Origin of the sequence: Pseudoalteromonas sp. 68 DY56-GL68 (assembly GCF_041414825.1) — a bacterium.
Taxonomy (GTDB): Bacteria; Pseudomonadota; Gammaproteobacteria; order Enterobacterales; family Alteromonadaceae; genus Pseudoalteromonas.
In genome coordinates this window covers 800,708-823,918 of sequence record NZ_JAOCZL010000006.1, presented here as the reverse complement: position 1 = coordinate 823,918, position 23,211 = coordinate 800,708, and the positions used below count along the sequence as shown (strand labels likewise).

Genomic DNA, 23,211 nt, shown 5'->3' with positions numbered 1-23,211 from the left:
ATTGAAAAGTTGTGAAATGTTAAAAATAGATTAAATTAAATGATTTTTTCTAGTTTATTTAATTGAATTAACAGTGTTTTTTAATTTTAAAAAAGTTTCGTTTCTTTAATAAGTTAAGTTTACTTATTAATTTTGAGGTAAAAATTAGCGCATGATTCATAACTTATAGATGTAAAAGTGTGCAAATATTCGCTATTTGAACTCGTAATTATTAACAGTTCTTTGTGAATGTGGCGACGCGAACAAACGTGTTTTAGGCACGTTTATCCGCATTTTAGTGAAGGCTATTAGGCACCTTGTCGCTTAATTAAGCAAAAGTGCTTTTTACCACGTTGGATTAGCCAATACTGGTCAAATAACCCAAAATCAAGCTCTTGATTATCTGAGGTTACTTTATTGCCATTGACACTAATGGCGTTACTGTCTATTAGTTCCCGCGCAATACGCTTTGATTTAGCTAACCCAGTCTCTACTAATAACGCTAGCATGTTTTGCGTTGCACTTGCTATGCAAGGCAAACCATCGAGTTCTAATTGTTTTAGCTCACTTAAGCTCAACTGCTGAACATGACCTGTAAATAAAGCGTGTGTTATGCGCTGTGCACTTTTAAGTTCTTTTTCACCATGAACAAAGCGTGTCATTTCTGCTGCGAGTATCAGCTGTGCTTCAGGTTTAGCTGTACTTGCTTTGTCTCGTTGTTCAATTGCATTAATGTCTTCACAGCTTAAAAAGGTGTAATAGCGTAAAAGCGTGTAAACATCAGCGTCGCTTGTTGATAACCAAAATTGGTAAAAAGCATAAGGAGACGTTTTTGTTGCATCGAGCCAAATAGCGCCTCCTTCTGTTTTTCCAAATTTAGTGCCATCTGATTTTGTAATTAACGGCAAGGTTAAGCCAAAGACTTGAGCGCTATTTTGCCTGCGAGTAAGATCAATACCACTGACAATATTACCCCATTGATCGTTACCACCAATTTGTATACTACAACCATACTGACGATTTAGCTGTGCGTAATCGTAAGCCTGCAGCAAAGAATAACTAAATTCAGTAAACGAAATACCTTGCTGAGCGCGGTGCAGGCGCTGTTTTACTGACTCTCGGTTGATCATATTATTGACAGAAAAGTGCTTACCTACATCACGGAAAAAAGTGATGACATCTATATCCTTAATCCAGTCAGCATTGTTAACCGTTAGTAAGGGTTTATCTAAATGAGGCAATAATAAATTTTGAATTTGGCTTGTTAATGCCTTAACCCAATCTGTGACTATCTGCTCGCTATTTAAGTTGCGCTCATTAGCTTTAAAGCTAGGATCGCCAATCATACCTGTCGCGCCACCTATAAGCGCAATTGCTTGATGGCCCGCGTCTTGAAAGCGCTTAAGCATAATAAGTGGTACTAAATGACCAATATGAAGGCTTCCCGCAGTTGGGTCGAAACCACAGTACACAGTTTGAGGTGCATCATCGAGTTGCTGCTGCATCTGTTCAATGTTACTGGCTTGAGCAATTAGCCCGCGATCATTTAATTGTTGAATAAGTGTCATCTGTCTTGTCTTAATTTTTACTATCAGGTTGACAGAGTACGGATAGAGAACAGCGATTTGTATGTCTCAAAAGGGACAGTTTTAGGTTTATTGCGTAATTAGGTGGTTTAAGAAAAGCTGGAAAAGTTCACTTAATGAGGCCACGTGTAATTTTGCATAGATGCGTTTTCGGTGGTTTTTAACTGTGCCTTCAGATAAACCAAGCTGGGTTGCTATTTCTTGGCTATCAAGGCCTTGAATAATTAAGGTTACGATTTGTTTTTCACGTTTTGTAAGTAAGTGCTGACCAAAAGTGAATAGAGCATGCTTAATTAATTCGCGTTTTTTCTCAGTATGAAGCGCAGTTTGCAATAAAGATTCAGCGAGAAGAAATTCTGCTTGTAGCCAATGTTGCTGACATAGTGACTGAATTAGACAAAAGTGTGACTTTAATGTGTTTATATCTTCGCGAGTAAATACATGGTCTTTTTTGGTTTTGCCTAAGTAAATAATGACCCAGCGCTCAGGCTCTATCTCAATAACGAGGCAAAGCTCATCTTGCCAACCTGTTTGTAAGTAAAAATGTGAGTAATCGGTTGAGGAGATTTTAGCTTTATTGTTCATGATATCCTTTAAAGAATGAACCCCTTGTTTTTTGTTGCTTAAAATCATCTGATAAAAGGGATCATCACGAAACGATGCCGTTAAGTAGCGCTCAAAAAGTAGCTCACGTGACTCTTTAATTGAGTCATACAAATAAATTGGATGTTTATTACCTCTTAAACCCGTTATAACAGCACAATCAAAATTTACAATATGATTGATAAAAGCCACTAACTTAGGCGTAAACGTGACTGAATTAATTGCCGAAATGGAAGCGGCGAGTAACTGATTAAATGTTTTTTCTATCATGAGATTAAGAGGTAATAATGCGCTCGGTACATCATAACGCAGGGAGGAGTATTTTTAAAAGTGATGGGTGTTATGAGAGTGATGTGAGGTGTAAAAGTTTAAATAAGCTAATGTAATGGCTTATGTAGCCGATAAAGATCTATCTTATATAATCAAGGACGTGTTATGAAGATTAATCCTGGCGCTATGTTGTTTGGCTTAAAACAAAGCAAAAACAATCAACAAGTTAAATTGGCAACACCTGTCGATGCTGAGCTTCGCTTAAATGATGAGTTAAGTAAGCTTGCAACAGATACTTTCCAAAAAAGCGCAACACCTGAAACAGAACCAACATACACAAAGCCTCTTACCATGAGTGCTAGCAAGATTGATTTGAGCAAAACAATTGATGAAGCGATGCGAGAAAAAGCGATTGCGTTAGGGGAGCTTTATTTGCCAGGTGGCAGTGTACCACAAGCTGTGGAGAAGATGTTGTCGCCTTATGACAGGCTGATGTCAGATATAAGTCAGCAGCAGCCAGCTTTAGCGGATAAAGATTGGGGAATTGCTATTAATCAATCTGGCAAATTAGAAGCAACGGGTGCGCTTACAGACAATGAAAAAGAATTTTTAGAAACCAAGCTAAACAACTCAAAAGTTTTAGTAACGGCTATTAATGAATTTAAGTCTAGTTACCTAAAAAATATTGTGTTTGAAAACAATGGGTGGGGCAAGTTTAATGTTACTAAAGAAAACTTTGCTGATGTGTTCGATTTCAAAGAGATACTAGAAGCTTCAAGAAGTGACGAAGGCTTTTATAAGACATGGGGCTACAAAACCAGTTGGTTAAAGTTATATGACAATGTTTTAGCACAACTGAGCATGAATACAACACGGAAATAACCAAATTCTACGCTAATTTTTTAAAATTTGAATAAGCCTGGTTTTTCCCTATTTGCCTTTAAAGCTAGGTAAATCGTTAATACAAGGGCTACAATCGAGCCTCCTCTTTTTAGTACTGTTTATCAAGAGTAATGGTTGGGTGCTTACCGGTAAGATGAAATGATAGATTATTTTCTTAGTATTCTAATGATACTTTCAGCGACTCTATTTTTATTCTTAATAGTTTTGTTTATTTTAGCTCCAAAATACGCAAAGAAAGAGCTTTTCAAAAGCTATTACAGTGGAACAGGTGCTATTTATAATGGTTTTAAGCTATTCAGAACTAAATACTATCGAGAAGATAAAGTGTCGGTATGTAAAGCCATAAAATATTCATCTCTAGCAGTCGTAGGATTATTTATTCTTATGGCTTTTTTAATCAAGTTTGGTGTAAAACTACAATAGCAGTTTGAGAAAGATATATTGAGTTTGGAAACTTTAGCTTATAGATTATAACGGCTGATTAACTCGTCAATTTTTCTTCTCACTGGGGCGACCACATCTGATTGGTTTGCTAGTATGACGACAATGAATCCACTATCAAGATGAATATCTAAACGCGCATCAACCCCTAAATAGGCACCGCCGTGTCCTACTTTACGATTGTTAGGCTCGCCACTTACAGAAAAACCATAGCCATACCAAAAAGCAGAGTTATATTGTGTCTTCTCAGAGTAAGCGTCTTCGGTAAAAGCTTTACTGAGTAATTTAAATTCGGTTAGAGCCAGAGAAAAGTTATGTAAATCTTCGAGAGTAGAAAAACCGCCACCTGCGGGGCTGCCTTTAACCGCTCTGGTGTAACGGCTGTCTACCCAGTGGTCGCTATACGATCTTTTTAAATAACCAGACGCTAAGTTATTTGTTACCGAATCAAGCTCGAAACTTCCTGAATTAGGCATATTTGCTTTATTGTAAATATTTTTTTGAACATATTCGTAATAGCTTTCGCCAGAGACTTTTTCGATAACTAAGCCAAGCATTAACATTCCTGAGTTACTATAGCGGTTTCGTGTACCTGGCTTGAATAGCAGTTTGCTCTTTGATATGAGTGGCTTGTATGCAGCTAGATCTCTGTATATTTCTTTATTACTTTGATTAAATTCGTCGTTAAAAAAGTTTCCTAATCCTGATGTATGTGTCATGAGCTGCCTGATAGTGATCAAATCAGCGTGTTCTTTGGGTAGCCAGCTCTTATCAACATACTGGATTAGCTTATCTTCAAATTTTAATTTCCCTTGCTCAATTAGCTGTAACGCCGCAATTGCAGTGAACATTTTGTTGATTGAGCCTAAGGCAAATCGTGTATCTATTTCATTTTTTTCATGCCATGTTCGATTCGCATAGCCAATAGCGTCTTGATAAATGATGTTACGGCCTTTAGCGACTAAGACAGAGCCTGAAAAAGCATTTTTAGCAGCTAGGTTATTTATAAAGCTAGTCAGTGCTTTTTTTAGTTCTTGCTTAGAAATCGGCTTTTTAGGTATTTCCTGGGATTCAGGGTCTTGTAATGTGAAATAATTAAATTTATGAGGAGGGTTCTCCTCTTTATTGATGATTAGGTTGTATTTTAGCTGATTGTTGCTGGATATAACTTCGACTATTTCATTGTTACCTTCGGATGGTAAAATGTTTACTAGCTGGAGCTCGCCATAGGTATTTTGGGAGTTTAGAAAGACGCCTACATGCGCATCAATACCAAACCTTTCTATTACATTTTCAGACATATTATTAGAAACATAATCAATGACCTCAAGGCGCGAGCCTTCATTAAATACGTTGATGAATGTGGGAGCTAACACTTTATTCGCTAATGAGGGGAGAGAATAAAGTAATGTGGTTATGATTAATAAAAACGTTTTCATTGAAATTCCTTTGCTGATGAAAAGACAGAGTGGAGATAGTGTTAGTTGTTTTATCTTCGTCCACTACTTTTACGCGGCAAGAACTAATTTTGACGTTCATTAAGTGCAAAAACTGCTAGTTAATACCAATAATAAGATGATGCTAAATTAATAACTCTATGTTTGTTTTACAAAAATGTATGCGCGAATTTACTGTGTACTCGGTAAAGAAAATACCTTCTGCTATCTTCTGAATACTTCATTTTTACCTTCTACTAGCAATTTATCGCTGTTTCATAAATGCGACAGCCAGCCCTGAAGAAACAAACGTGACCCCAGCTCCAATATTTAGCCCTGAGACTAGCTTGGGCTTATCTTTCAACCATTTAAAGAGTTGCGATGAAAAAACACCCATTAGGCTAAAGCCAATTGCTGTTAATATCGCAAACCAAACCCCGTAACCAATCATTTGAATTGTTACTGAACCCAAGTTAGGGTTCACAAACTGGGGTACAAATGCCAGAACAAAGATCCCTGGTTTGGGATTTAATGCAGCTGAGAGAAAGCCGGTAGAAAAGATAGTTGTTAGAGATTGCTTCTTAGCAGGCTCTAATGAAAAGAGGTTTTTCGTACGTAGCACTTTTACACCTAACCAAATTAGGTAAGCGGCACCGACTAGTTTTACGACATAAAATGCGACTTCAGAGGTTTGAATTAACAGTGTCAGGCCAAAAGTAGCGGCAATAACATGAAATAAAATACCCGCACCAGAAGACACTCCCGACATAACCGCCGCCATTCGACCTTGGCTTAATCCTCGTCCAATCGCGAGTAAATTATCTGGCCCAGGAGAGATAACGAGCAATAAGCAAGCAAGTGTATAAGTTACAAAAACCTCGAGTGGGAACATGAAACCTCCTTGTTACATGGCAAATAAAGCAAATAACTATATGTTTAAAGACGATGTGTACTTTATTTATACTTTCATTGAATGCTGCTTTTGTAAACTAGTTATATGGACTAATGTAAAGAAGAACTCGATAGGGGAAAGGGTTTTTAACCTTTATTCGTATTGATATTGGTGAGTTATTTTTGGCAAAAAGCCCCAGGAAACCTAGGGCTTAATAGTGTTACAAGCTCTTTTTCGGTGGCAGTGCAACGTTTGCGAATATAAGGCCTGCCACGAGCGACATGAAGATCAAAAAGGTTTGTTGACCAATGTGATCAGCATATACAAAATCTTGACCCTCAATTAATGAGTTAAGACCAATATAAGTTTTACTGCCCGGAACCAATACAATTAAGCCTTGCATAGCAACAATAGAAGCAGGCGCATTTGCTACACGGTTAAATAAATTACTAAACACACCCACAGCAAGTGCACCAACAAAAGTACCTAATGTGTAATCTAGATACATTGCTGAGCCAATACTGGTTCCATAAGCAATAAAGCCAGAGGCAATAGACCAAACGGCATGTTTAATCTTGGTTCTAAAAATGACAATTAGGCTACTACACAGCATAAAAATAGCCAGCCATGCTGTCCACTTGGGTAATGGCTCAGGTTGTATAAAGTCTGTTTGTCCAAAGAGGGCAAAGCCAATTCCAATCCCTATAAAAGCACCAAAATAAAGCTTAAATAACAGCATAAAGGAGTCCATCACCCTTGCTGTACCAGATACTAAGTGTCTTGCTGCAAGTTCAGCGAGCCCAAGGGCAAGGGCAAGCCCAGGTATAAACACAATAATGGCAGAAAGCACTACTAAGCGTATGTTTATTTCGGCATCAAGATAGACACTAATTGCACAGGCTAAAATTGCTGAAACGATTGCGACTAATGGTTCGAGCATATGAGCGACACGTTTAGAACGTGTTGACCAAAGTACAAATAAATAAACAATGAGCGTGAGTAATGCTGACCAAAATACGTCATTCCAGCTGGTGCCCATTAACATTGCAAATGCACCACCAGAGGTTGCAAACGCGACACCTGTGGTAAATTTGTTGTACGGATTAGGCATGGTGTAAATAATGTCGAGCTGTTTATCAACCTCTTGTAACGTTAACTCGCCATTGAGCATTTTGTTTACTAAGTCATCGGTATCAGCCAGCGAGCCTAAATCGTGATCGCCAGGATCTACACGTGCAACATGGGTGTATTCTTCTTCGTGGCCGTCTGTCCAGATCACAAAAGTAACGGATGTGGGCGACATAACAAAGGAAGACTTGAGCCCAAGGTATGTAGCAACTTCCATTAGGTGCGCTTCAAGTCGGTAAGCAGGTGTGCCATATTTATGGAGCATTTTACCCAGCTTAACGATAAATTTTCGTTTTTCAGTAAACGTTGCGTTTTTCAAAGGTGTTTTGAACCAAAGGTTAAATTGTTCAGTTAAGGATAGACCAAATTTCAATAAGATATAGTCATTGCTAAAGACAATATCGGTTAAATTTTCCAGCGCGATTTTAGCGGCAAACGCCGCTATGTCTAGTAATATTTAAGAGGAATTTACTTATTTTTTGCCTCAATCCATTGCGCCATATATTGTGTTGAACGCATAGTGTGATGTTTCAGCATTTGCCCCGTGAAATTTGCTTGCCTATGGCTAATAAGAGATTCACTCACGGCCTTTATTTTAGCGATTAGTTGGGTTTGAAGCTTTGATTTATCATAATATTTTTGCAGTAACTGTTGCCCATGTTGTTGGGCTTGAGTAAATTGCGCTTCGCTTTTGTAAAGTGCAACCGCTGCGTCGGCAAACTGCTCGGTACTTTCGCATAGGGCACCCGGCCAAGGTTCATCTTTGTGCATACCTTCACTGCCAATTGGGGTGGTGACACTCGGTGTTTGCATAATCATCGCTTCAAGTAATTTACCTTTGATCCCAGCCCCAAAACGTAGTGGCGATAAGCACACTTTAGCCTCTTCCATTACTTTATAGGCATCTTCAGCCCAGCCTTTAATTAAAAAGCCTGTTTTTGGATTATTAAGTGCCGTTGCTTTGGGTGGTGGATAAGAGCCGTAAATATGTAATTCGGCATCAGGCAATTGTTTTCGAATAAGCGGCCAAATCTGTTGTAAGTACAAAACAGCATCCCAATTTGGCGCATGACGAAAATTACCTATCGTCATAAAATGTTTGCGCTCACTGAATGATTTAGTGGCCAGGGGCAATGTTGTTAAATCAACTAAAAAGGGGAGGTGATGGAGCAAGGCTGCATCAACGTTGAATACGTCATTCAGTAACTGGATTTCAAAGTGTGAAATGATCAAACTAATGTCAGAGCGCAAGATGGCGGCAATCTCACGTTTTGCAATATCGCTGTGTAAATCTGCTGTGGTAAATTCGCGCCCTGCTTTATGTGCTTCGTGGCGGGCGTTTCTTAAACATTGAAGGTCTTCAGTGTCGAGAATTTTCAGAGCGTTAGGGCAGTATTTATCAATACGCCAGCCAAATTGTTCTTCCATCATAAAACGGTCAAACATAACAATATCGGGATTATAAGATTGCACATAGTCATCAAAACTTGAGCAATTTAGTGCAATAACCTGTGTACTAATGCCATCATCACTGAGGTCGACCATGTGTTCTGTTTTTTGTGCAGGGCTTGCAAATTCAACCTGCCAACCTTCGCTGCGAAAAGCCCGCAATAATGACATCATATGTGTGCCGGCTGCTGAGGAATTTGGCTCAGGCCACACATAGCCGATCACTAACACTTTTTTCATTTACTTGAGTCTCTTATTTGTAGGTTGACGTCCACCAAGGTTCGAACAGGGGGAGTCGACTGATTGAGCAATTCGTTGAGTACTTGGCAGGTTCTTTTGCCTATTTCATCAGCATTGATAGCAATGGTTGATAAAGAAGGCAGCATCAAGCGTGAGTCTTCAAGATCGTCAAAGCCAACGACCTTGATGTCTTTTCCAGGCTCAAGGCCATGTTGGCGCATAGCTTCAATAACGCCGTATGCGATCACGTCATTAAAACAAATAATTGCTTGTGTACAGGGTGCTTGCGTAATCAATTTATCGAACGCTTCGCGTCCACCTTGACGATTAGTGGGGGCTTCAATGACGCATTTTTCATCATGAATGTTAAATTGTTTTAAAGCCGATAAAAAGCCGCTTAACCGTTCATGGTAATCAGATATTTCACTAGTGCCACCTAAAAAAGCAATGTCTTCAATACCCTGTGACAGAATATGGGAGGTGGCTACATGCGTGCCTTTTTTATTATCCGGCAGAATACAAGGGGCTGCAGAAAATGGGATCTCACGCATAATATTAATAACAGGAAACCCGCTTTCTATTAGATCATCTTGCCAGCTTTGCTCAGTGCCAGGAGCCGGACACATGATAAAAGCAGCAACATTATATTCTTTTAATGTTTTTACAACTTGTTTTTGCCTTTCAACATCCTCAGCAATGTTTACCAACATAGGCAACATACCTAAAGCTAAAATATGCTTTTCAAGGCCCACTGCCAGTTGCGCAGAATAGGGGTTAGTTAAGTCATTAATGACAAGGGCAACCAGGTTTGAGCGTTTACTTCTTAGTGCCGCTGCATCACGATTGTATACATACCCCAGCTTTTCAATTGCGCTAAGTACTTTATCCTTACTTTTTTTACTGACCTTATCACTGTTTGTTAGGACTAAAGACACGGTAGATTTGGATACTTGAGCTTCTTTAGCAACATCCCAAATTGTGACTTTGCCTGTTTTTTTAATCATTATATTTAGCGAGAAGTAGTGAAAAGAGTACGCTTATTTTAGCGTAATTTTCAGGTTTAAGTCACTGATTGGCAGCTAAAAGAGTCGAAACTCTTTATGAATTGCCCTAAACTGTCTAGATTATCGAGAATAAAAACGAAAAAGGAACCGATATGAAAGCATTTAAATTGCTTTTTGCGCTAGTTATTGGCGTATCCGTTAGTGCCTCCAGTTTTGCCAACGAAGGATACCAAACTCCGTCACCAGCTCTTGCGGCTGTTGTTGATGCTAAATTAGCGCCCAGTAGCTACCTATCAAATGATGGTCAGTGGTTGGCGTTATTCGATAGAAAACGCATTGAAACATTACAAGACCTGTCAAAAGAAGAGCTTAAGTTAGCGGGTATAAAGCTTAACCCTGCTAATTTCTCACGTTCTCGAGAGCGAACAAAATTTACAAATATCGTTCTAAAGCATGTTGAAACAGGCACCGAAATAGACGTAACGGGGTTACCTCAAGGCATTATTCGCGCGCCAAGTTGGTCTAGCGATAGCCAGTATTTAGCGTTCGTTGTAGAACAAGCGTCTGCTGCAAACTTATGGGTTTATAATGTCAGTACTAAACAAGCAAGGCAGTTAAGTGACACCGCTTTAAACTCAGTGCTTACTCGTTCGCCCTATAGTTGGCTACCAGATAGCAGCGCGTTGGTTGCTAATGCAGCCGTTAATTTAGGCAAAGCACGCCTTTCGAATGACACAACGGGGGCAGTACCCGTTATTCAACAAAGCAGCGGTGAAAAAGCCCCTGCGCGTACGTATCAAAATTTACTTAGTAGCCCATTTGATGAGGCGCAATTTAAGTTTTATGGACAAAGCCAACTTACCTATATTCCGCTTAGCGGTCAGGCACAGCCGATTGGCCAACCAGGCTTAATTAAATCATTTTCAGTCTCACCTGATTCAACCAATATTTTAGTAGGCATGATTGATGAGCCATTCTCATATCAAGTTCCTTACAGCCGGTTTGCAGCCACATGGCAAATATGGGGTATGCGAGGGTATACGTTAGCTGAGCTTGCTAAGCAGCCGCTAGCAGACAACATCCCACAAGGTTATGACAGTGTTCGTACTGGTCCTCGTGAGTTTCAATGGCGTGCAGATCAAGGTGCAGAAGTTATTTGGGCACAGGCGCAAGATGGCGGCGATATGAAAACAGACGTGCCTCATCATGACTATCTTTATAGCTTGCGTGCACCGTTTAAACGTGACCCAAAATTATTTGCTAAAGTCGAACGTCGCTTTGATTCAATAGAGTGGGGCAATAATAATGTTGCACTGTTATCTGAATGGCGCTTTAGTGATAGGCAGTTACGCACATACGTTATTCAGCCGCGCAATGCTGATCGAAATCGCGTGTTATTTTCAGAGCGCAGCTATAACGATGCTTACAAAGATCCAGGTAAACCCATTTATGAGCGAAACGATCTCGGTGTAAGTGTTATAAAAGTCGTTGGCGGGCGTTATGTTTTCCTACGTGGTAATGGGGCATCTGAACAGGGGAATATCCCATTCTTAGATCGTTATGATGTAAAAACAAACTCAAAAACGCGTATTTGGCAATCGGCTGCACCTTATTATGAACGTATTCGTGCGATGCTGGATGATGAAGGTGAGCGACTCATTACCATTAGAGAATCTAAAACCGAGCAACCTAACTTTTTTATCCGTGATTTAGACGACGATACGCTGACACAACTAACGACGTTTGAGCATCCTTATCCTGAGTTTAAAGGGGTCACAAAAGAGCTTATTCGTTATCAGCGTGATGATGGTGTTGAGCTAAGTGGTACCTTATACCTGCCACCAGGCTATGATAAAACCCAAGGCACATTACCTGTGTTAATGTGGGCTTATCCACTTGAATATAAAGATAAAGCGGTTGCTTCACAGGTACGTGAGTCTCCTTATCAATTTACCTATATTGGTTATTGGGGGCCAATGCCTTACCTTGCAAAAGGGATTGCGGTATTTGACGACCCGAAAATGCCAATTGTGGGTGTTGATGGCAAAGAGCCGAATGATTTATTTCGTAAACAGCTGGTGGCAAGTGCTAAAGCTGCGGTTGATGTGTTAGTTGAAAGGGGCATCGCAGATAAAGATAACATTGCTATAGCTGGTCACTCATATGGTGCCTTTATGGTGGCAAACTTATTAGCTCATAGTGATTTATTCAAGACAGGTATTGCTCGCAGTGGCGCTTATAACCGCACCTTAACGCCATTTGGTTTCCAAGGTGAGGAGCGTGATTTTTGGCAAGCCCAAGATGTGTATGCGGCTATGTCACCGTTTTTCCATGCTGAGAAAATCAATGAGCCAATGTTAATGATCCACGGTCAAGAAGATCCAAACTCAGGTACATTCCCAATGCAAAGTGAGCGTATGTACGCCGCACTAAAAGGTCTTGGTAAAGAAGCCCGCTTAGTGATGCTGCCGTATGAGGCTCATGGCTATCGCGCTCGTAAGAGCCTATTGCATGTGCTTTGGGAGCAAGAGCAATGGCTTGATAAATACTTACTAAGTGAAGAAGAGCCCGTAGAGCCAGCTGCCGCAGAAAGTGTCACTCAGTAATGAGTTAAATGTTTATATTAAAAATCCCCCCCCTCGAAGCGGGGATTTTTGTATTTATGGTTGTAAAGTTTCTTTCAAAGTAAAGAAATCGATTTAATGAGTTGTTTTTGTTACTACATTAGCCAAATATCAATTTGCCATTTATTTGCTGTAGATAGAGGTAAGATTTTCTGGTATTAATAATTAGTTATTAAAGGTATTAAGATTAAATTGAGCTAGATATGGAAAAAGCCCATTGGCTTGATATTAAGTTTATTTTAAAAAATGGAGTTTTAATGAAATATATTTTATTGCTTACCTTATTATTAACCTCTTCTTTTTCTTTAGCTTCTAAAGAGTTAGATTTGGAAAAATTCGCACAAACATATTTCAAGCTTATGACAGCTACTCAGTCTCCTAATGCATCTAGTGTTGAGTTAGAAAAATACCTGTCTTTACTAACAGACGATATTGGGCATTCCCATTTACCTTATGTTGTTGATGATTCTAGATTACCTGATGGCAAAGAGTCGATGAGAAAGGGGATGACTTTTTATTTGGGAGCACATACTGAATATGAAGCGACGTTATTAGACGTATTTGTTTTTAACAAATCAGCCATTGCGATTCGATACAAAAATTATGCAAAAGGTGTACACCCACAAAGTAAACAGCCGATTGAATATTCTCAAACAATGATGGAAGTGCTTGAACTAGAAGATGATAAAGTTGCGGTAATTCGTAAGTATCATGAGTAATGTTTATATACAAAATATATTATGTTCTTCTAAACTAGCATCATATGAAAGTTAGTATTTTTATGTGCTTTAAATAGTTCTGGTACTTTGAAAGTGAATTCAAGTAATACGTAAAGGGAATAAAAAATGTTTATAATTCAACTAACGTTCTCAGATAATAAATCTCAAGCTAAAGATTTCATGGAGAGCCATAAAAAATGGCTCCAGTCGGGGTTCGATAAAGGTATCTTTGTGTTATCTGGAAGCTTACAGCCTAACGCAGGCGGCGGCCTTATTGCAGTCGATGTTTCCAAGCAGGAGATCGAAGAAATTGTCGCTGAAGATCCTTTTGTAATCGAAAATATAGTTAAACCTAAAATCATTGAGTTAACGCCGTCTAAAGCTGATGAACGCTTATCATTTTTGCTTGATAACAGGTTGTAATTGCTCGCTTAACCAATCAATAAACACCCGAGTACGCCTTGGTAAATGACGTCGATTCGGATAGACGATATTAATTGGCATGGGCGGCAAGTTATAGTCAGGTAAAACTTGTACGAGCTCACCTCGGTTAAGCTCATCGATAACTCCATGGCGTGGCACTTGAATAAGGCCAAGCCCTGCTAAACACGCTGCTCTATAGGCATCCGTATTGTTAACTGTGAGCTGCGATTTCATGGCTAGAATTTGCCAATCGCCTTGTGTATCTTGGTATTCAAAGCCTGGGTCAAGTTGACCGAGTGTTTGGCTATAGCGAACAATGTAGTGCTCGGCTAAATCAGCCAGTTTAGTGATGTTGCCATGCTGTTTAATATAACTTGGGCTTACACAGTTGATCATCGGGCAGTGGCCAATTCTTTTAGCGATCAGCGATGAGTCTTCTAAATTACCGACTCGCACTACACAATCAAACCCTTCTTCAATTAAGTTCACACGCCTGTCTGAACTACTTAGTTCAATCTCTAATTGTGGGTGTGCAGATAAAAAATGCTCTAGATTCGGCAGTACTAAACGCCGACTAATTGGTTGTGGCATATCTACTCTAAGACGCCCTGATAACGCTTCGTCATTTTTATGAAATAGAGTTTGTAGTTCGTCTATATCAGCAAGCATATCTTTACATCGCTGATAAAAAACAGTGCCTTCGTTGGTGAGTGTAACCCGCCTTGTTGTGCGGTTTAGGAGCCGAGCACCTAGGGTATCTTCGAGTTGTTTAACTAACTGCGAGACAGACGACTTAGGCATGCTCAGTGCAAGTGCTGCAGCTGAAAAGTTTTTTAGCTCAGCTACCTGAACAAAGGTTTTCATGGCATTAAGTTCATTCATGATTGTTTGTTTTTTACGAACAGTTAATTCAATTTTACATGGTTTATCTAGTTTTTCAGTGTAAATATACTGGTTGCTCAAAATTACTTCAAAGCAAAAAGGTAACAACGATGAGCAACAAAATTGCAGTGATCACAGGTGGTAATCGCGGTTTAGGTAAAAATACGGTATTAAGTTTGGCACGTAAGAATATTGATTGTGTGTTTACTTATCGAAGCCATAAAGATGAAGCGCAACAAGTCGTAGAGGAAGTCGCTGCGCTGGGGGCAAAAGCAGTGGCTATGCAACTTGATGTTAGCGATATTTTAGGTTTTGCTGAATTTAAACAATCACTTGAAAGCATTTTAAAAACACAATGGCAAACATCTCGGTTTGATTATTTAATCAATAATGCAGGTCATGGTAGTGACAGTGCATTTGCTGATACCAGTGAAGCCATGTTTGATAATTTGATGAATGTACATGTAAAAGGAGTGTTTTTCTTAACGCAAACACTGCATGAGATGATAAGCGGTGGCGGGCGCATTATTAACTTATCTTCAGGGCTGACACGATTTGCGTTACCAGGTAAGGCAGCTTACGCCACCATGAAAGGGGCTGTTGAGGTCATGACCAAATACATGGCAAAAGAACTTGCAGGGCGTAATATTGCGGTGAATGTCGTTGCACCTGGCGCAATTGCCACTGATTTTGGGGGTGGTGTTGTGCGTGATAATGAAGATGTTGCGCAATTAGTAAGTTCATTTACCGCTATGGGGCGAGTTGGTCAAGCGGATGATATCGGTCCTATGATTGCGCAGTTACTCGGCGATGAAAATCGTTGGGTCACCGGACAGCGTATTGAAGCATCGGGTGGCATGTTTTTATAATCCTCAAACTAGTGTGATGTCAGTGATCGCGTGTTTGTTTGCTTATTGAAATGAATGTGATTTAATCGCCTTCTCTTTTTAAGCAACGAACATGTGATTGCATTTATGCTCGATTTGGCAGTACTCGCGGTTTTTATTCCGACCTTTTTCTTTGTTTCTATTACGCCAGGAATGTGTATGACACTTGCCATGACACTCGGTATGAGTGTAGGCGTTAGACGTACTCTTTGGATGATGGTAGGTGAAGTGCTCGGTGTTGCAGTGGTTGCTATTGCTGCAGTGATTGGAGTTGCCAGTATAATGCTTAACTACCCTGAGTTATTTGCTGTTTTAAAATACTTAGGAGGGGCCTATCTTATTTACCTTGGCATCAATATGTGGCGCGCAAAAACAAGCTTTAAACTTGGCAACGAGGCTGAGCAGAAAATAGCGCGTAGCCAATTATTCTCGCAAGGGTTTATTACTGCGATAGCGAATCCTAAGGGGTGGGCATTTATGATATCACTCTTGCCCCCTTTCATTAATGTTGATGCCGCCGTTGCACCTCAGTTAGCTATATTGCTGAGTATTATTATGCTTAGTGAGTTTATTTGTATGCTTATTTATGCCACAGGTGGTAAGAGCTTGCGGGTGTTTTTAGATAAAGGCGATAACGTTAAGTGGTTGAACCGTATTGCCGGTGCTTTGATGATGGTTGTTGGTGTATGGTTAGCTTTGGGCTAACCATACACTTTTCTAATTAAATGAGCTCTTTATCGTTGGTTACGAGATTAAAGCATTGCTTTAGTGTCTCGATTGCTGTTTTTGTTTTCGCTGCAAGGCTATCTCTAGCGGGTGTAACGGCGAACACAGTATAGTCAGGTAAAGACCACTCAGGAGCAATTTCTATAAGCTCTTTGCTTTTTAATAAACTTCTCACTTCAGGCTCAGGCAGTACACCATAACCTACGCCATCACACACTAGCTTGGTAAGACCTTGCATATTATTGACGATAATTTTTGCCTTAGGTAATGGTTTACTGTCAAGGGTAAGTGCATTGAATGCATTACTGTCGGCGCTGATATGGGAAACTCTGGCATGGCATTCAAGATCATTCCATGTTGCGTGCTGAATTTTGCTGAGCGGGTGATCTTTATGGGCGCATAATTTAAGTGGCCATGTTGCGAGTTTACGAGCCACTAAATTAGAGTCTGTTAAAGGGCCGATTGCAATGGCCAAATCAGCACCAGATTTGATCATATCGACGGGTTCATCTGTTAAAACAAGCTGAATACTTAAATCATCAAATTGATGGATCAGCTGTTTTAACGGCTCACTCAATAAACCACTGCCAAAACCTACCGGCGCAACAAGTTTTAGCTCCCCACTTGGATTTCTTTGCAAATTTTGCAATTGACTACTGGCATGTTCTGCCAGTGTGAGCATTTTCAAACAGCTTTGATAATACACATGCCCAGCTTCTGTTAGGGTCAATTCTCTTGGGCTTCGATTAAATAAACTTAACCCAACCTCTTGTTCTAAATGTTTGATGTGTTGGCTTACCGCAGATGTGGTCATTGCCAGCTCTGTTGCGGCACTGCTCATATTGCCTGTTTCAACTGTTCGAGAAAATACTCGTAATGTTTTAACTAGTTTTGAGTTCATTGTTCAGGCCTTCTTAATTCAGTTTTAAGAAATCGTAAATTGTAGAAATAGGGACTTCTCATTAATATCGCAAACGCTAATTATTATCATTTATAAAACAAATGTCACGGAGTATTATTATGTCGAGGGTAGTTTCTACGCTTTTACCACTTAGCGCAGCAGTGTTAGCTGGATTGTCTAGCTACGCAAATGCAGATGATAAAAAACAAGATATGGAAGTAATCGTGGTATCAGCATCTGGCTATGAGCAAATGCTTAAAGAAGCGCCTGCGAGTATTAGTGTGATTGATCGTGAACAACTAGAAAAACGCTTTTATCGTGACTTAACAGATGCCATGACTGACGTGCCCGGTGTTGTTGTAACAGGCGGCGGGGACCGAAAGGACATTAGCTTACGTGGTATGGCAAACCAATACACCTTAATTTTAATTGATGGTCAACGCCAAACCTCACGCGAAACCCGCCCAAACAGTGATGGCCCAGGTGTTGAAGGGGCGTGGACTCCACCTATTTCGGCGATTGAACGTATCGAAGTTATCCGCGGTCCTATGTCGTCATTATATGGCTCAGATGCAATTGGTGGGGTTATCAATATTATTACTCGCAAAACACCAGAAAAATGGTATGGCGAACTGCGTTTAGACAGCACCATTCAAGAGTCAAGTGAGTCGGGTAATATCAATCAAGGCAGTTTCTTTACTGCGGGTGGTTTAATTCCTGAGTTATTAGGTATGCAGCTATCGGGTCAATTTTCAAAGCGTGATGAAGACGATTTTGAAGCAGGCTTTCGTGGCAAAGAGCAAAGTAACTTAAAAGCGAAGTTTATTTTAACCCCATCAGATAGTCACGAAGTGATGCTTGAGATAGGCGGCGCACGACAAAAGCTCGATGAAACATTGGGTAAAACGGTTGCTCCTTTAGCTGAGGGCGAAAGTTGTGGGCGCAATGGTTGCCCTGAATCATCAACAACTGAATATGAGCAAGAGACCTATTCATTGAGTCATAATGGCTTTTATGATTTTGGCTCATCACGCAGTTACATAAAATACGATAAATTCGATAATACTTCTCGTGAAATGTATGTTGAAAATACGGATGCACAAACAAGCTGGACTTTACCTTTTACCAATCATAACGCTGCATTTGGTGCGTCGTATTTAAAAGAAGAGCTGGACGATTACACCAGTAACCGCATTAGTGATTTAACCCATGTGGAGAATGAGCAATGGTCGGTGTTTGCTGAAGATGAATGGAGTGCAACTAAGCGTTTCAAGCTAACAACAGGGCTTCGTTACGATCATGATGGTAACTTTGCAGGCCACTTTAGTCCTCGATTATATGGTGTATACACTGCATCAAAAGCGATAACACTTAAAGGGGGGATTTCAACAGGCTTTAGAGCGCCGAATATTCGTCAATCTACCGCAGCTTGGGGGCAAGTGAGCCGTGGCGGTAACATTTACGGTAACCCTGATTTGAACCCTGAAAAGTCAGTAAACTATGAAATGGGTATTTATTATGATGCAAATCGTGATTTAACTCTTTCGAGCACAATATTCTACAACGAATTTGATGACAAAATTACCCGTATTTCATGCCCATTAACACAGTGTACCGATGGACCAAACCAGTTTGGTTCAATGCCGACGACCTATGTCAATGTGGATGAAGCCGTCACGCAAGGTTTTGAGTTATCTGTATCTTACGACATTACCAGTGAGCTTGATGTAAGTGCAAATTACACTTACACAGATTCTGAGCAAAAAACCGGTGAATATAAGGGCAGTCCACTTAACCAATTACCTAAGCATATTGTCCAAACCTCAGTAAATTGGCGTCCGGTTGATAAGCTAGGCACGTGGTTACGCGTTCATTACCGTGGTGAAGAAAGCCAGCCTACAACAGGGCCATCACAAAGCAGCCTAATAGCGCCAGATTACACCTTGGCTGATATTGGCGGTAACTATGATTTAAGCCGCAGCATTAAGTTAGGTTTTGGTGTTTATAATCTATTTGATAAAAAAATCACTGAAGATGAATACGGCTATGTTGAAGATGGTCGACGTTATTGGGTATCGCTAGGCTTTAACTTTTAAAGGGTAATTATTAAGTTATTTGTATTGATAGGTTTAACCACTGAGTTAATTGGTGGTTAAACCTTATTTTAGTAAAACTTAGGTTGTTATCTCAACGATAGCGCCTTGATGCTGAATGACTTGACCTGCAATATAATTTCCTTGTTTTGCGCATTTTTCAATAGCCTGTTCCTGCAGCCAAGCAGATAAAAAACCAGCATTGAATGCATCTCCTGCCGCTGTTGTATCAATGACTTTGTTAATCTTATTGGTAGGATAATGTGTTGCACTTTGCTGCTCTAACGTACTGTATTGGCAGCCATTTTCACCATCTTTAATTACAAGCTCTTTAACGCCTAATCTATGAAGCCGTTCTCTACAAGCTGAAATATCTTTGCAATTCCAAATCAGCGCTTCATCATCAAACGTTACCAAAGCCAGGTCGGCTAATTGCGCCATCCGCTTATTAATATCCTGACAGTATTGCATCGAGTGCCATAACGAAGGCCTGTGATTGCTATCATAAATTATTTTAACACCTGCGCGTTTTAAGTTTGTCAACTCGTTAAGTAATGCATAGCAATCATCTGGGGGCAAAATTGCCAAACTAATGCCTGATAAATAAATAGCATCAAACTCAGTTAATTTATTGATGATATTATAAAATTTGGGCTGCTGAACAAGGTGTTTTGCTGCAGAATTATTGCGCCAATATTGAAAAGAACGCTCGCCATGTTGGTCTGTTTGAATCATATAAAGGCCAGCGTGTCTTTGCTTATCTTTGAGAACAAAGTCGCAATTTATTTGATAATCCTGCCAACGAGCTATCATAGCTTGGCTTAATGCATCTTCACCCATGGCAGTTACATAACAGGCATCGACTTTTTCGCCCGCTAATTTCTTTAGGTAAATTGCGGTATTCATGGTGTCACCACCAAAGTTTTGTTGCATGGCTGTGAACAGCTTGCCAGACAATTCCACCATACACTCTCCAATAATGGCGACTTTTTTAGCCTGCATTACAGAGTGACTCCTTTTTTCCAAATGGCGACTTCACGAATATCATTTATTTCGTTACAAGTTGGCTTTCCATTTACTACCTCAACTAATAAATCGACAAATTCCTGATGCACTTCAGGCATGCTTTTACCGCTGACTAGCACACCGGCATCAAAGTCTATCCAGCGCGTTTTTTTATTCGCTAGCTCTGAGTTAGTAGCAATTTTTAAAGTCGGCACAAAGCCACCATAAGGGGTACCTCGGCCGGTTGTGAATAACACAATATGACAGCCTGCAGCGGCAAGTGCGCTGGTGGCAATGGGATCATTACCCGGTGCATTAAGTAAATTTAAACCAGCGACACTTAAGCGTTCACCATACTCAAGCACAGCCTGTACTTTGCTTGTGCCAGCCTTTTGTGTACAACCCAACGACTTATCTTCTAATGTACTAATTCCGCCTTTTTTATTGCCTGGAGAAGGGTTTTCGTAAATAGGCTGATTATGTGCTTTGTAATAACCTTTAAAGTTATTAACCATGCTGACAAGTTGATTAAAGGTTTCTTCATCTTTACAGCGAGACATGAGTAGTGTCTCTGCACCAAACATCTCGGGGACTTCCGTCAGGACTGTCGTGCCCCCTTGAGCAATTAAGTAATCAGAGAAGTAGCCAAGCATGGGGTTGGCTGTGATCCCAGATAGGCCATCACTGCCTCCACACTCAAGACCAAATTTTACTTCACTGAGCTTGCCGGTTTCTCGCTTATCGTGTTTAACGACGCTGTAGATTTCTTCTAGCAGAGCTACGCCATCTTCAACTTCATCATCAGAGTGCTGTGAAATTAAAAACTTAATTCGTGATTCGTCTATTTCACCTAAACCCGCTTTAAAAGCAGCTAATTGGTTGTTTTCGCAACCTAGACCAACGATTAACGCGCCACCGGCATTAGGGTGTAAGGCCATATCTTGCAATAAAACTTTTGTGGTTTCTAAATCATCGCCTAATTGAGAGCAGCCAAATTGATGAGGGAATATGTGAACGCCATCAATTTCAAGATCAGCATGGTTACGTAAAAACTCATCTTTCATTTGTTTGATCATGCCATTCACGCAACCAACGGTTGGGATCAACCATATCTCGTTGCGAATACCAACCTCACCATTGGCACGACGATAAATATTAACCTCAGGTGATGGCTTTTCGGGGGCTTGTGCAACGAACTCTGGCTGATATTGGTAAGTTAATTCATCATGCAATGTTGTTTTGATGCAATGTGTGTGCACCCATGCACCAGGGTTAATATCTTCAAGTGCAAAACCAATTGGGGCGCCATATTTAATGACTCGCTCACCCTTAGCAATCGACTTAAGCGCAACTTTATGACCCTTATCTATGTCTTCTAACGTTGTAAAAGAAAAGCCTTCAAATTCGATTCTTTCATTTGCATTGATTGGCTGTAAGGCAATGGCCACATCATCAGTATTATGAAGTCGTAATAGTCTGCTCATGCTTATGACTCCAATAAGTTAACAAGCGTTTGTTCAACTGAGCTTGATAGCATTAGACTTAGTTGCTCAGTCACTTTATCAGTAAGACCTGCGATTTCATTTAAGTCTCTATCCCAGTGCCAGTTTGCAGCTAACACAGAGCTTACTAGCTCATTGGTTGTTATTGATCCTTGCTGATGTTGTTGCCATTGCTCGTTGAATAAAGTCAACCACTTTGGACTGTCGGCTAATTCAATTTTGTCGCCATTTCGCTTGCCACGATAGAACAATATTTGCCCAGCTAAGGCTGTTGCGATGAGTGGTGGTACAGTTTTGTTATCGCTAATATATTGCTCTAATTGAGGTAACAAGCGTGTTTTGAATTTAGTCATGCTATTTAATGAAATAGACATCAGTAGGTGGCATATATAAGGGTTTCTGAAGCGGTTTAATACGTCATTAGCGAAAACCTGTAACTCTTCTTTAGGCAAGGATAGAGTAGGGATGATTTCATCAAATATCAGTTTAGTAATGTATTTTTCAAGAAGAGGTGAAGCGAGAGCCTCGCCAACCGAATCAATATTTGCCATATAGGCAAGTGGAACCATAGCAGTATGTGCACCGTTCAAAATAGCCACTTTTCGTTGTTTATAAGGCGCGATATCGTCAACAACTTTAATGTTTAACTCGCTTCCTTCAAGGTGTAATACATCAGCTAAATGCTGTGGCCCTTGGATCACAAATAAATGAAAGTATTCTGCTGTTACCATGAAGTCGTCGTAATAACCGCATTGTTGCTGTAGAGCTTGATGTTCATCGCGCGGAAACCCCGTCACAATACGGTCAACGAGGGATGAACAAAAATGATTGTGCTCGTTAAGCCAGTTCACAAACTCGCTCGGTAAATCCCATAACTGACTGTACTGCAATACAATCTCTTTAAGCTTTTCGCCGTTATAATCAATCAGTTCGCAAGGGATTATGATCATGCCGCTGCTGCTTGCACCATTAAAGTGCTTGAAGCGGTGAAATAACCATTGCGTTAGCTTTGCAGGAAATGCTTTTGCAGGTGTATCAGATAACTTGTCATCAGGAATGTATTCAATGCCGGCTTCTGTCGTATTCGAAAAAATGACTTTAAGGTCGCTGTTCTCGGCAAGCTTTAAATAGTTGTCAAATTCTTTGTAAACAGGGATTTCTTCGTTAACGCAACTGATAATACGCTGCTCAGAAACAGCTTTGTTTTGCTCATTGATACCACGAATAATACAGGTATATAAGCCATCCTGTGTATTAAGAAGCGGCAGCGAGTCGTAGTCGATAGGTCTGATGATAGCAACACCGGCATTTAAACCTGTTTGTTCGTTAAGCTTATCTATTTGCCAATCGACAAATGCACGTAAAAAATTGCCTTCTCCAAACTGCATTATACTCGTTGGATATTTGTTTTTATTAAAGTTTTTACGATTTAAAGTTTGCATTTTTGTGCCCGCTCTTAGCATTGTTACAGTGTATTGCAGAACATAGTAGTTAATTTTGCCACCGGTGGCAAATAAG

At 40.1% G+C, this 23,211-nt stretch carries 19 protein-coding genes; 7 read left to right on the top strand and 12 right to left on the bottom strand.

What is annotated here, in order from left to right; translation table 11 throughout:
* Positions 1 to 287: 287 nt before the first annotated feature.
* Together tyrS and NYF15_RS04460 are read right to left on the bottom strand one after the other, a co-directional pair.
* A complete protein-coding gene (tyrS, locus tag NYF15_RS04465) occupies positions 288 to 1,547 on the bottom strand; it encodes a tyrosine--tRNA ligase (protein WP_371352918.1) in 1,260 nt (419 codons plus the stop codon).
* 87 nt (positions 1,548 to 1,634) lie between these two features.
* Entirely contained in the window at positions 1,635 to 2,438 is an 804-nt protein-coding gene (locus NYF15_RS04460) for a response regulator transcription factor (RefSeq protein WP_371352917.1), read from the bottom strand.
* A gap of 165 nt (positions 2,439 to 2,603) precedes the next feature.
* Here NYF15_RS04460 and NYF15_RS04455 point away from each other — a divergent pair, with 165 nt between their 5' ends.
* Positions 2,604 to 3,320: a hypothetical protein gene (locus tag NYF15_RS04455; protein ID WP_371352916.1), complete on the top strand. Its 717-nt coding sequence runs from the start codon at positions 2,604 to 2,606 to the stop codon at positions 3,318 to 3,320.
* 482 nt (positions 3,321 to 3,802) lie between these two features.
* On the opposite strand, the gene NYF15_RS04450 is transcribed toward NYF15_RS04455, so the two are convergent.
* From NYF15_RS04450 to NYF15_RS04430, 5 genes are all read right to left on the bottom strand, one after another.
* On the bottom strand, positions 3,803 to 5,221 hold the full coding sequence (locus NYF15_RS04450; protein ID WP_371352915.1) for a serine hydrolase domain-containing protein: 1,419 nt from the start codon (positions 5,219 to 5,221) through the stop codon (positions 3,803 to 3,805).
* Between the two features lie 262 nt (positions 5,222 to 5,483).
* Positions 5,484 to 6,110: a LysE family translocator gene (locus NYF15_RS04445; protein ID WP_130152406.1), complete on the bottom strand. Its 627-nt coding sequence runs from the start codon at positions 6,108 to 6,110 to the stop codon at positions 5,484 to 5,486.
* A gap of 220 nt (positions 6,111 to 6,330) precedes the next feature.
* Entirely contained in the window at positions 6,331 to 7,557 is a 1,227-nt protein-coding gene (locus NYF15_RS04440; protein ID WP_083515266.1) for a threonine/serine exporter ThrE family protein, read from the bottom strand.
* A gap of 149 nt (positions 7,558 to 7,706) precedes the next feature.
* Positions 7,707 to 8,927, bottom strand: coding sequence for a glycosyltransferase (locus NYF15_RS04435; protein WP_341804621.1), 1,221 nt, complete (start codon positions 8,925 to 8,927; stop codon positions 7,707 to 7,709).
* Entirely contained in the window at positions 8,924 to 9,931 is a 1,008-nt protein-coding gene (locus NYF15_RS04430; RefSeq protein WP_371352914.1) for a LacI family DNA-binding transcriptional regulator, read from the bottom strand. The genes NYF15_RS04435 and NYF15_RS04430 overlap by 4 nt, the downstream gene beginning before the upstream one ends.
* A gap of 152 nt (positions 9,932 to 10,083) precedes the next feature.
* On the opposite strand from NYF15_RS04430, the gene NYF15_RS04425 reads away from it, so the two are divergent.
* The 3 genes from NYF15_RS04425 (at position 10,084) to NYF15_RS04415 (ending at position 13,697) form a co-directional block, all read left to right on the top strand.
* Complete coding sequence (locus tag NYF15_RS04425; protein ID WP_371352913.1) at positions 10,084 to 12,537, top strand: prolyl oligopeptidase family serine peptidase; 2,454 nt, start codon at positions 10,084 to 10,086, stop codon at positions 12,535 to 12,537.
* A gap of 275 nt (positions 12,538 to 12,812) precedes the next feature.
* Positions 12,813 to 13,274 carry a nuclear transport factor 2 family protein gene (locus tag NYF15_RS04420; protein WP_371352973.1) on the top strand — a complete coding sequence of 154 codons (462 nt, stop codon included), beginning with the start codon at positions 12,813 to 12,815 and terminating at the stop codon, positions 13,272 to 13,274.
* Positions 13,275 to 13,400: 126 nt separating this feature from the next.
* Positions 13,401 to 13,697 (top strand): YciI family protein, encoded by a 297-nt coding sequence (locus NYF15_RS04415; protein ID WP_371352912.1) that lies wholly within the window; start codon positions 13,401 to 13,403, stop codon positions 13,695 to 13,697.
* Here the strand turns inward: NYF15_RS04415 and NYF15_RS04410 are convergent.
* A complete protein-coding gene (locus NYF15_RS04410) occupies positions 13,671 to 14,660 on the bottom strand; it encodes a LysR family transcriptional regulator (RefSeq protein ID WP_371352911.1) in 990 nt (329 codons plus the stop codon). The two genes, NYF15_RS04415 and NYF15_RS04410, sit on opposite strands and share 27 nt — an antisense overlap.
* Positions 14,661 to 14,689: 29 nt before the next feature.
* Between NYF15_RS04410 and NYF15_RS04405 the strand changes: the two genes are divergently transcribed.
* Together NYF15_RS04405 and NYF15_RS04400 are read left to right on the top strand one after the other, a co-directional pair.
* Positions 14,690 to 15,448 carry an SDR family NAD(P)-dependent oxidoreductase gene (locus tag NYF15_RS04405; protein ID WP_130152400.1) on the top strand — a complete coding sequence of 253 codons (759 nt, stop codon included), beginning with the start codon at positions 14,690 to 14,692 and terminating at the stop codon, positions 15,446 to 15,448.
* Positions 15,449 to 15,553: 105 nt separating this feature from the next.
* The gene (locus NYF15_RS04400; protein WP_371352972.1) at positions 15,554 to 16,171 is read left to right on the top strand and encodes a LysE family translocator; all 618 of its coding nucleotides are present in this window, start codon (positions 15,554 to 15,556) and stop codon (positions 16,169 to 16,171) included.
* A 16-nt stretch (positions 16,172 to 16,187) separates the two neighbouring features.
* On the opposite strand, the gene NYF15_RS04395 is transcribed toward NYF15_RS04400, so the two are convergent.
* Positions 16,188 to 17,093 carry a LysR family transcriptional regulator gene (locus NYF15_RS04395; protein ID WP_237119094.1) on the bottom strand — a complete coding sequence of 302 codons (906 nt, stop codon included), beginning with the start codon at positions 17,091 to 17,093 and terminating at the stop codon, positions 16,188 to 16,190.
* A gap of 119 nt (positions 17,094 to 17,212) precedes the next feature.
* On the opposite strand from NYF15_RS04395, the gene NYF15_RS04390 reads away from it, so the two are divergent.
* Positions 17,213 to 19,189 (top strand): ligand-gated channel protein, encoded by a 1,977-nt coding sequence (locus tag NYF15_RS04390; RefSeq protein WP_371352910.1) that lies wholly within the window; start codon positions 17,213 to 17,215, stop codon positions 19,187 to 19,189.
* Positions 19,190 to 19,267: 78 nt separating this feature from the next.
* On the opposite strand, the gene NYF15_RS04385 is transcribed toward NYF15_RS04390, so the two are convergent.
* From NYF15_RS04385 to NYF15_RS04375, 3 genes are read right to left on the bottom strand one after another with little or no spacing between them, the layout of a single operon-like run.
* The gene (locus NYF15_RS04385; protein WP_371352909.1) at positions 19,268 to 20,188 is read right to left on the bottom strand and encodes a sugar kinase; all 921 of its coding nucleotides are present in this window, start codon (positions 20,186 to 20,188) and stop codon (positions 19,268 to 19,270) included.
* Positions 20,188 to 21,675, bottom strand: a complete 1,488-nt coding sequence (locus NYF15_RS04380; RefSeq protein ID WP_371352908.1) for a UxaA family hydrolase — start codon at positions 21,673 to 21,675, stop codon at positions 20,188 to 20,190. Before NYF15_RS04380 ends, NYF15_RS04385 begins: the two co-directional genes overlap by 1 nt.
* Positions 21,676 to 21,677: 2 nt before the next feature.
* Positions 21,678 to 23,135, bottom strand: a complete 1,458-nt coding sequence (locus NYF15_RS04375) for a tagaturonate reductase (RefSeq protein ID WP_371352907.1) — start codon at positions 23,133 to 23,135, stop codon at positions 21,678 to 21,680.
* Positions 23,136 to 23,211 lie beyond the last annotated feature (76 nt).

Coding starts and splice junctions, on each gene's coding strand:
- tyrS (WP_371352918.1), bottom strand. CDS start 1,547: ATGACACTTATTCAACAATTAAATGATCGCGGGCTAATTGCTCAAGCC.
- NYF15_RS04460 (WP_371352917.1), bottom strand. CDS start 2,438: ATGATAGAAAAAACATTTAATCAGTTACTCGCCGCTTCCATTTCGGCA.
- NYF15_RS04455 (WP_371352916.1), top strand. CDS start 2,604: ATGAAGATTAATCCTGGCGCTATGTTGTTTGGCTTAAAACAAAGCAAA.
- NYF15_RS04450 (WP_371352915.1), bottom strand. CDS start 5,221: ATGAAAACGTTTTTATTAATCATAACCACATTACTTTATTCTCTCCCC.
- NYF15_RS04445 (WP_130152406.1), bottom strand. CDS start 6,110: ATGTTCCCACTCGAGGTTTTTGTAACTTATACACTTGCTTGCTTATTG.
- NYF15_RS04435 (WP_341804621.1), bottom strand. CDS start 8,927: ATGAAAAAAGTGTTAGTGATCGGCTATGTGTGGCCTGAGCCAAATTCC.
- NYF15_RS04430 (WP_371352914.1), bottom strand. CDS start 9,931: ATGATTAAAAAAACAGGCAAAGTCACAATTTGGGATGTTGCTAAAGAA.
- NYF15_RS04425 (WP_371352913.1), top strand. CDS start 10,084: ATGAAAGCATTTAAATTGCTTTTTGCGCTAGTTATTGGCGTATCCGTT.
- NYF15_RS04420 (WP_371352973.1), top strand. CDS start 12,813: ATGAAATATATTTTATTGCTTACCTTATTATTAACCTCTTCTTTTTCT.
- NYF15_RS04415 (WP_371352912.1), top strand. CDS start 13,401: ATGTTTATAATTCAACTAACGTTCTCAGATAATAAATCTCAAGCTAAA.
- NYF15_RS04405 (WP_130152400.1), top strand. CDS start 14,690: ATGAGCAACAAAATTGCAGTGATCACAGGTGGTAATCGCGGTTTAGGT.
- NYF15_RS04400 (WP_371352972.1), top strand. CDS start 15,554: ATGCTCGATTTGGCAGTACTCGCGGTTTTTATTCCGACCTTTTTCTTT.
- NYF15_RS04395 (WP_237119094.1), bottom strand. CDS start 17,093: ATGAACTCAAAACTAGTTAAAACATTACGAGTATTTTCTCGAACAGTT.
- NYF15_RS04390 (WP_371352910.1), top strand. CDS start 17,213: ATGTCGAGGGTAGTTTCTACGCTTTTACCACTTAGCGCAGCAGTGTTA.
- NYF15_RS04385 (WP_371352909.1), bottom strand. CDS start 20,188: ATGCAGGCTAAAAAAGTCGCCATTATTGGAGAGTGTATGGTGGAATTG.
- NYF15_RS04380 (WP_371352908.1), bottom strand. CDS start 21,675: ATGAGCAGACTATTACGACTTCATAATACTGATGATGTGGCCATTGCC.
- NYF15_RS04375 (WP_371352907.1), bottom strand. CDS start 23,135: ATGCAAACTTTAAATCGTAAAAACTTTAATAAAAACAAATATCCAACG.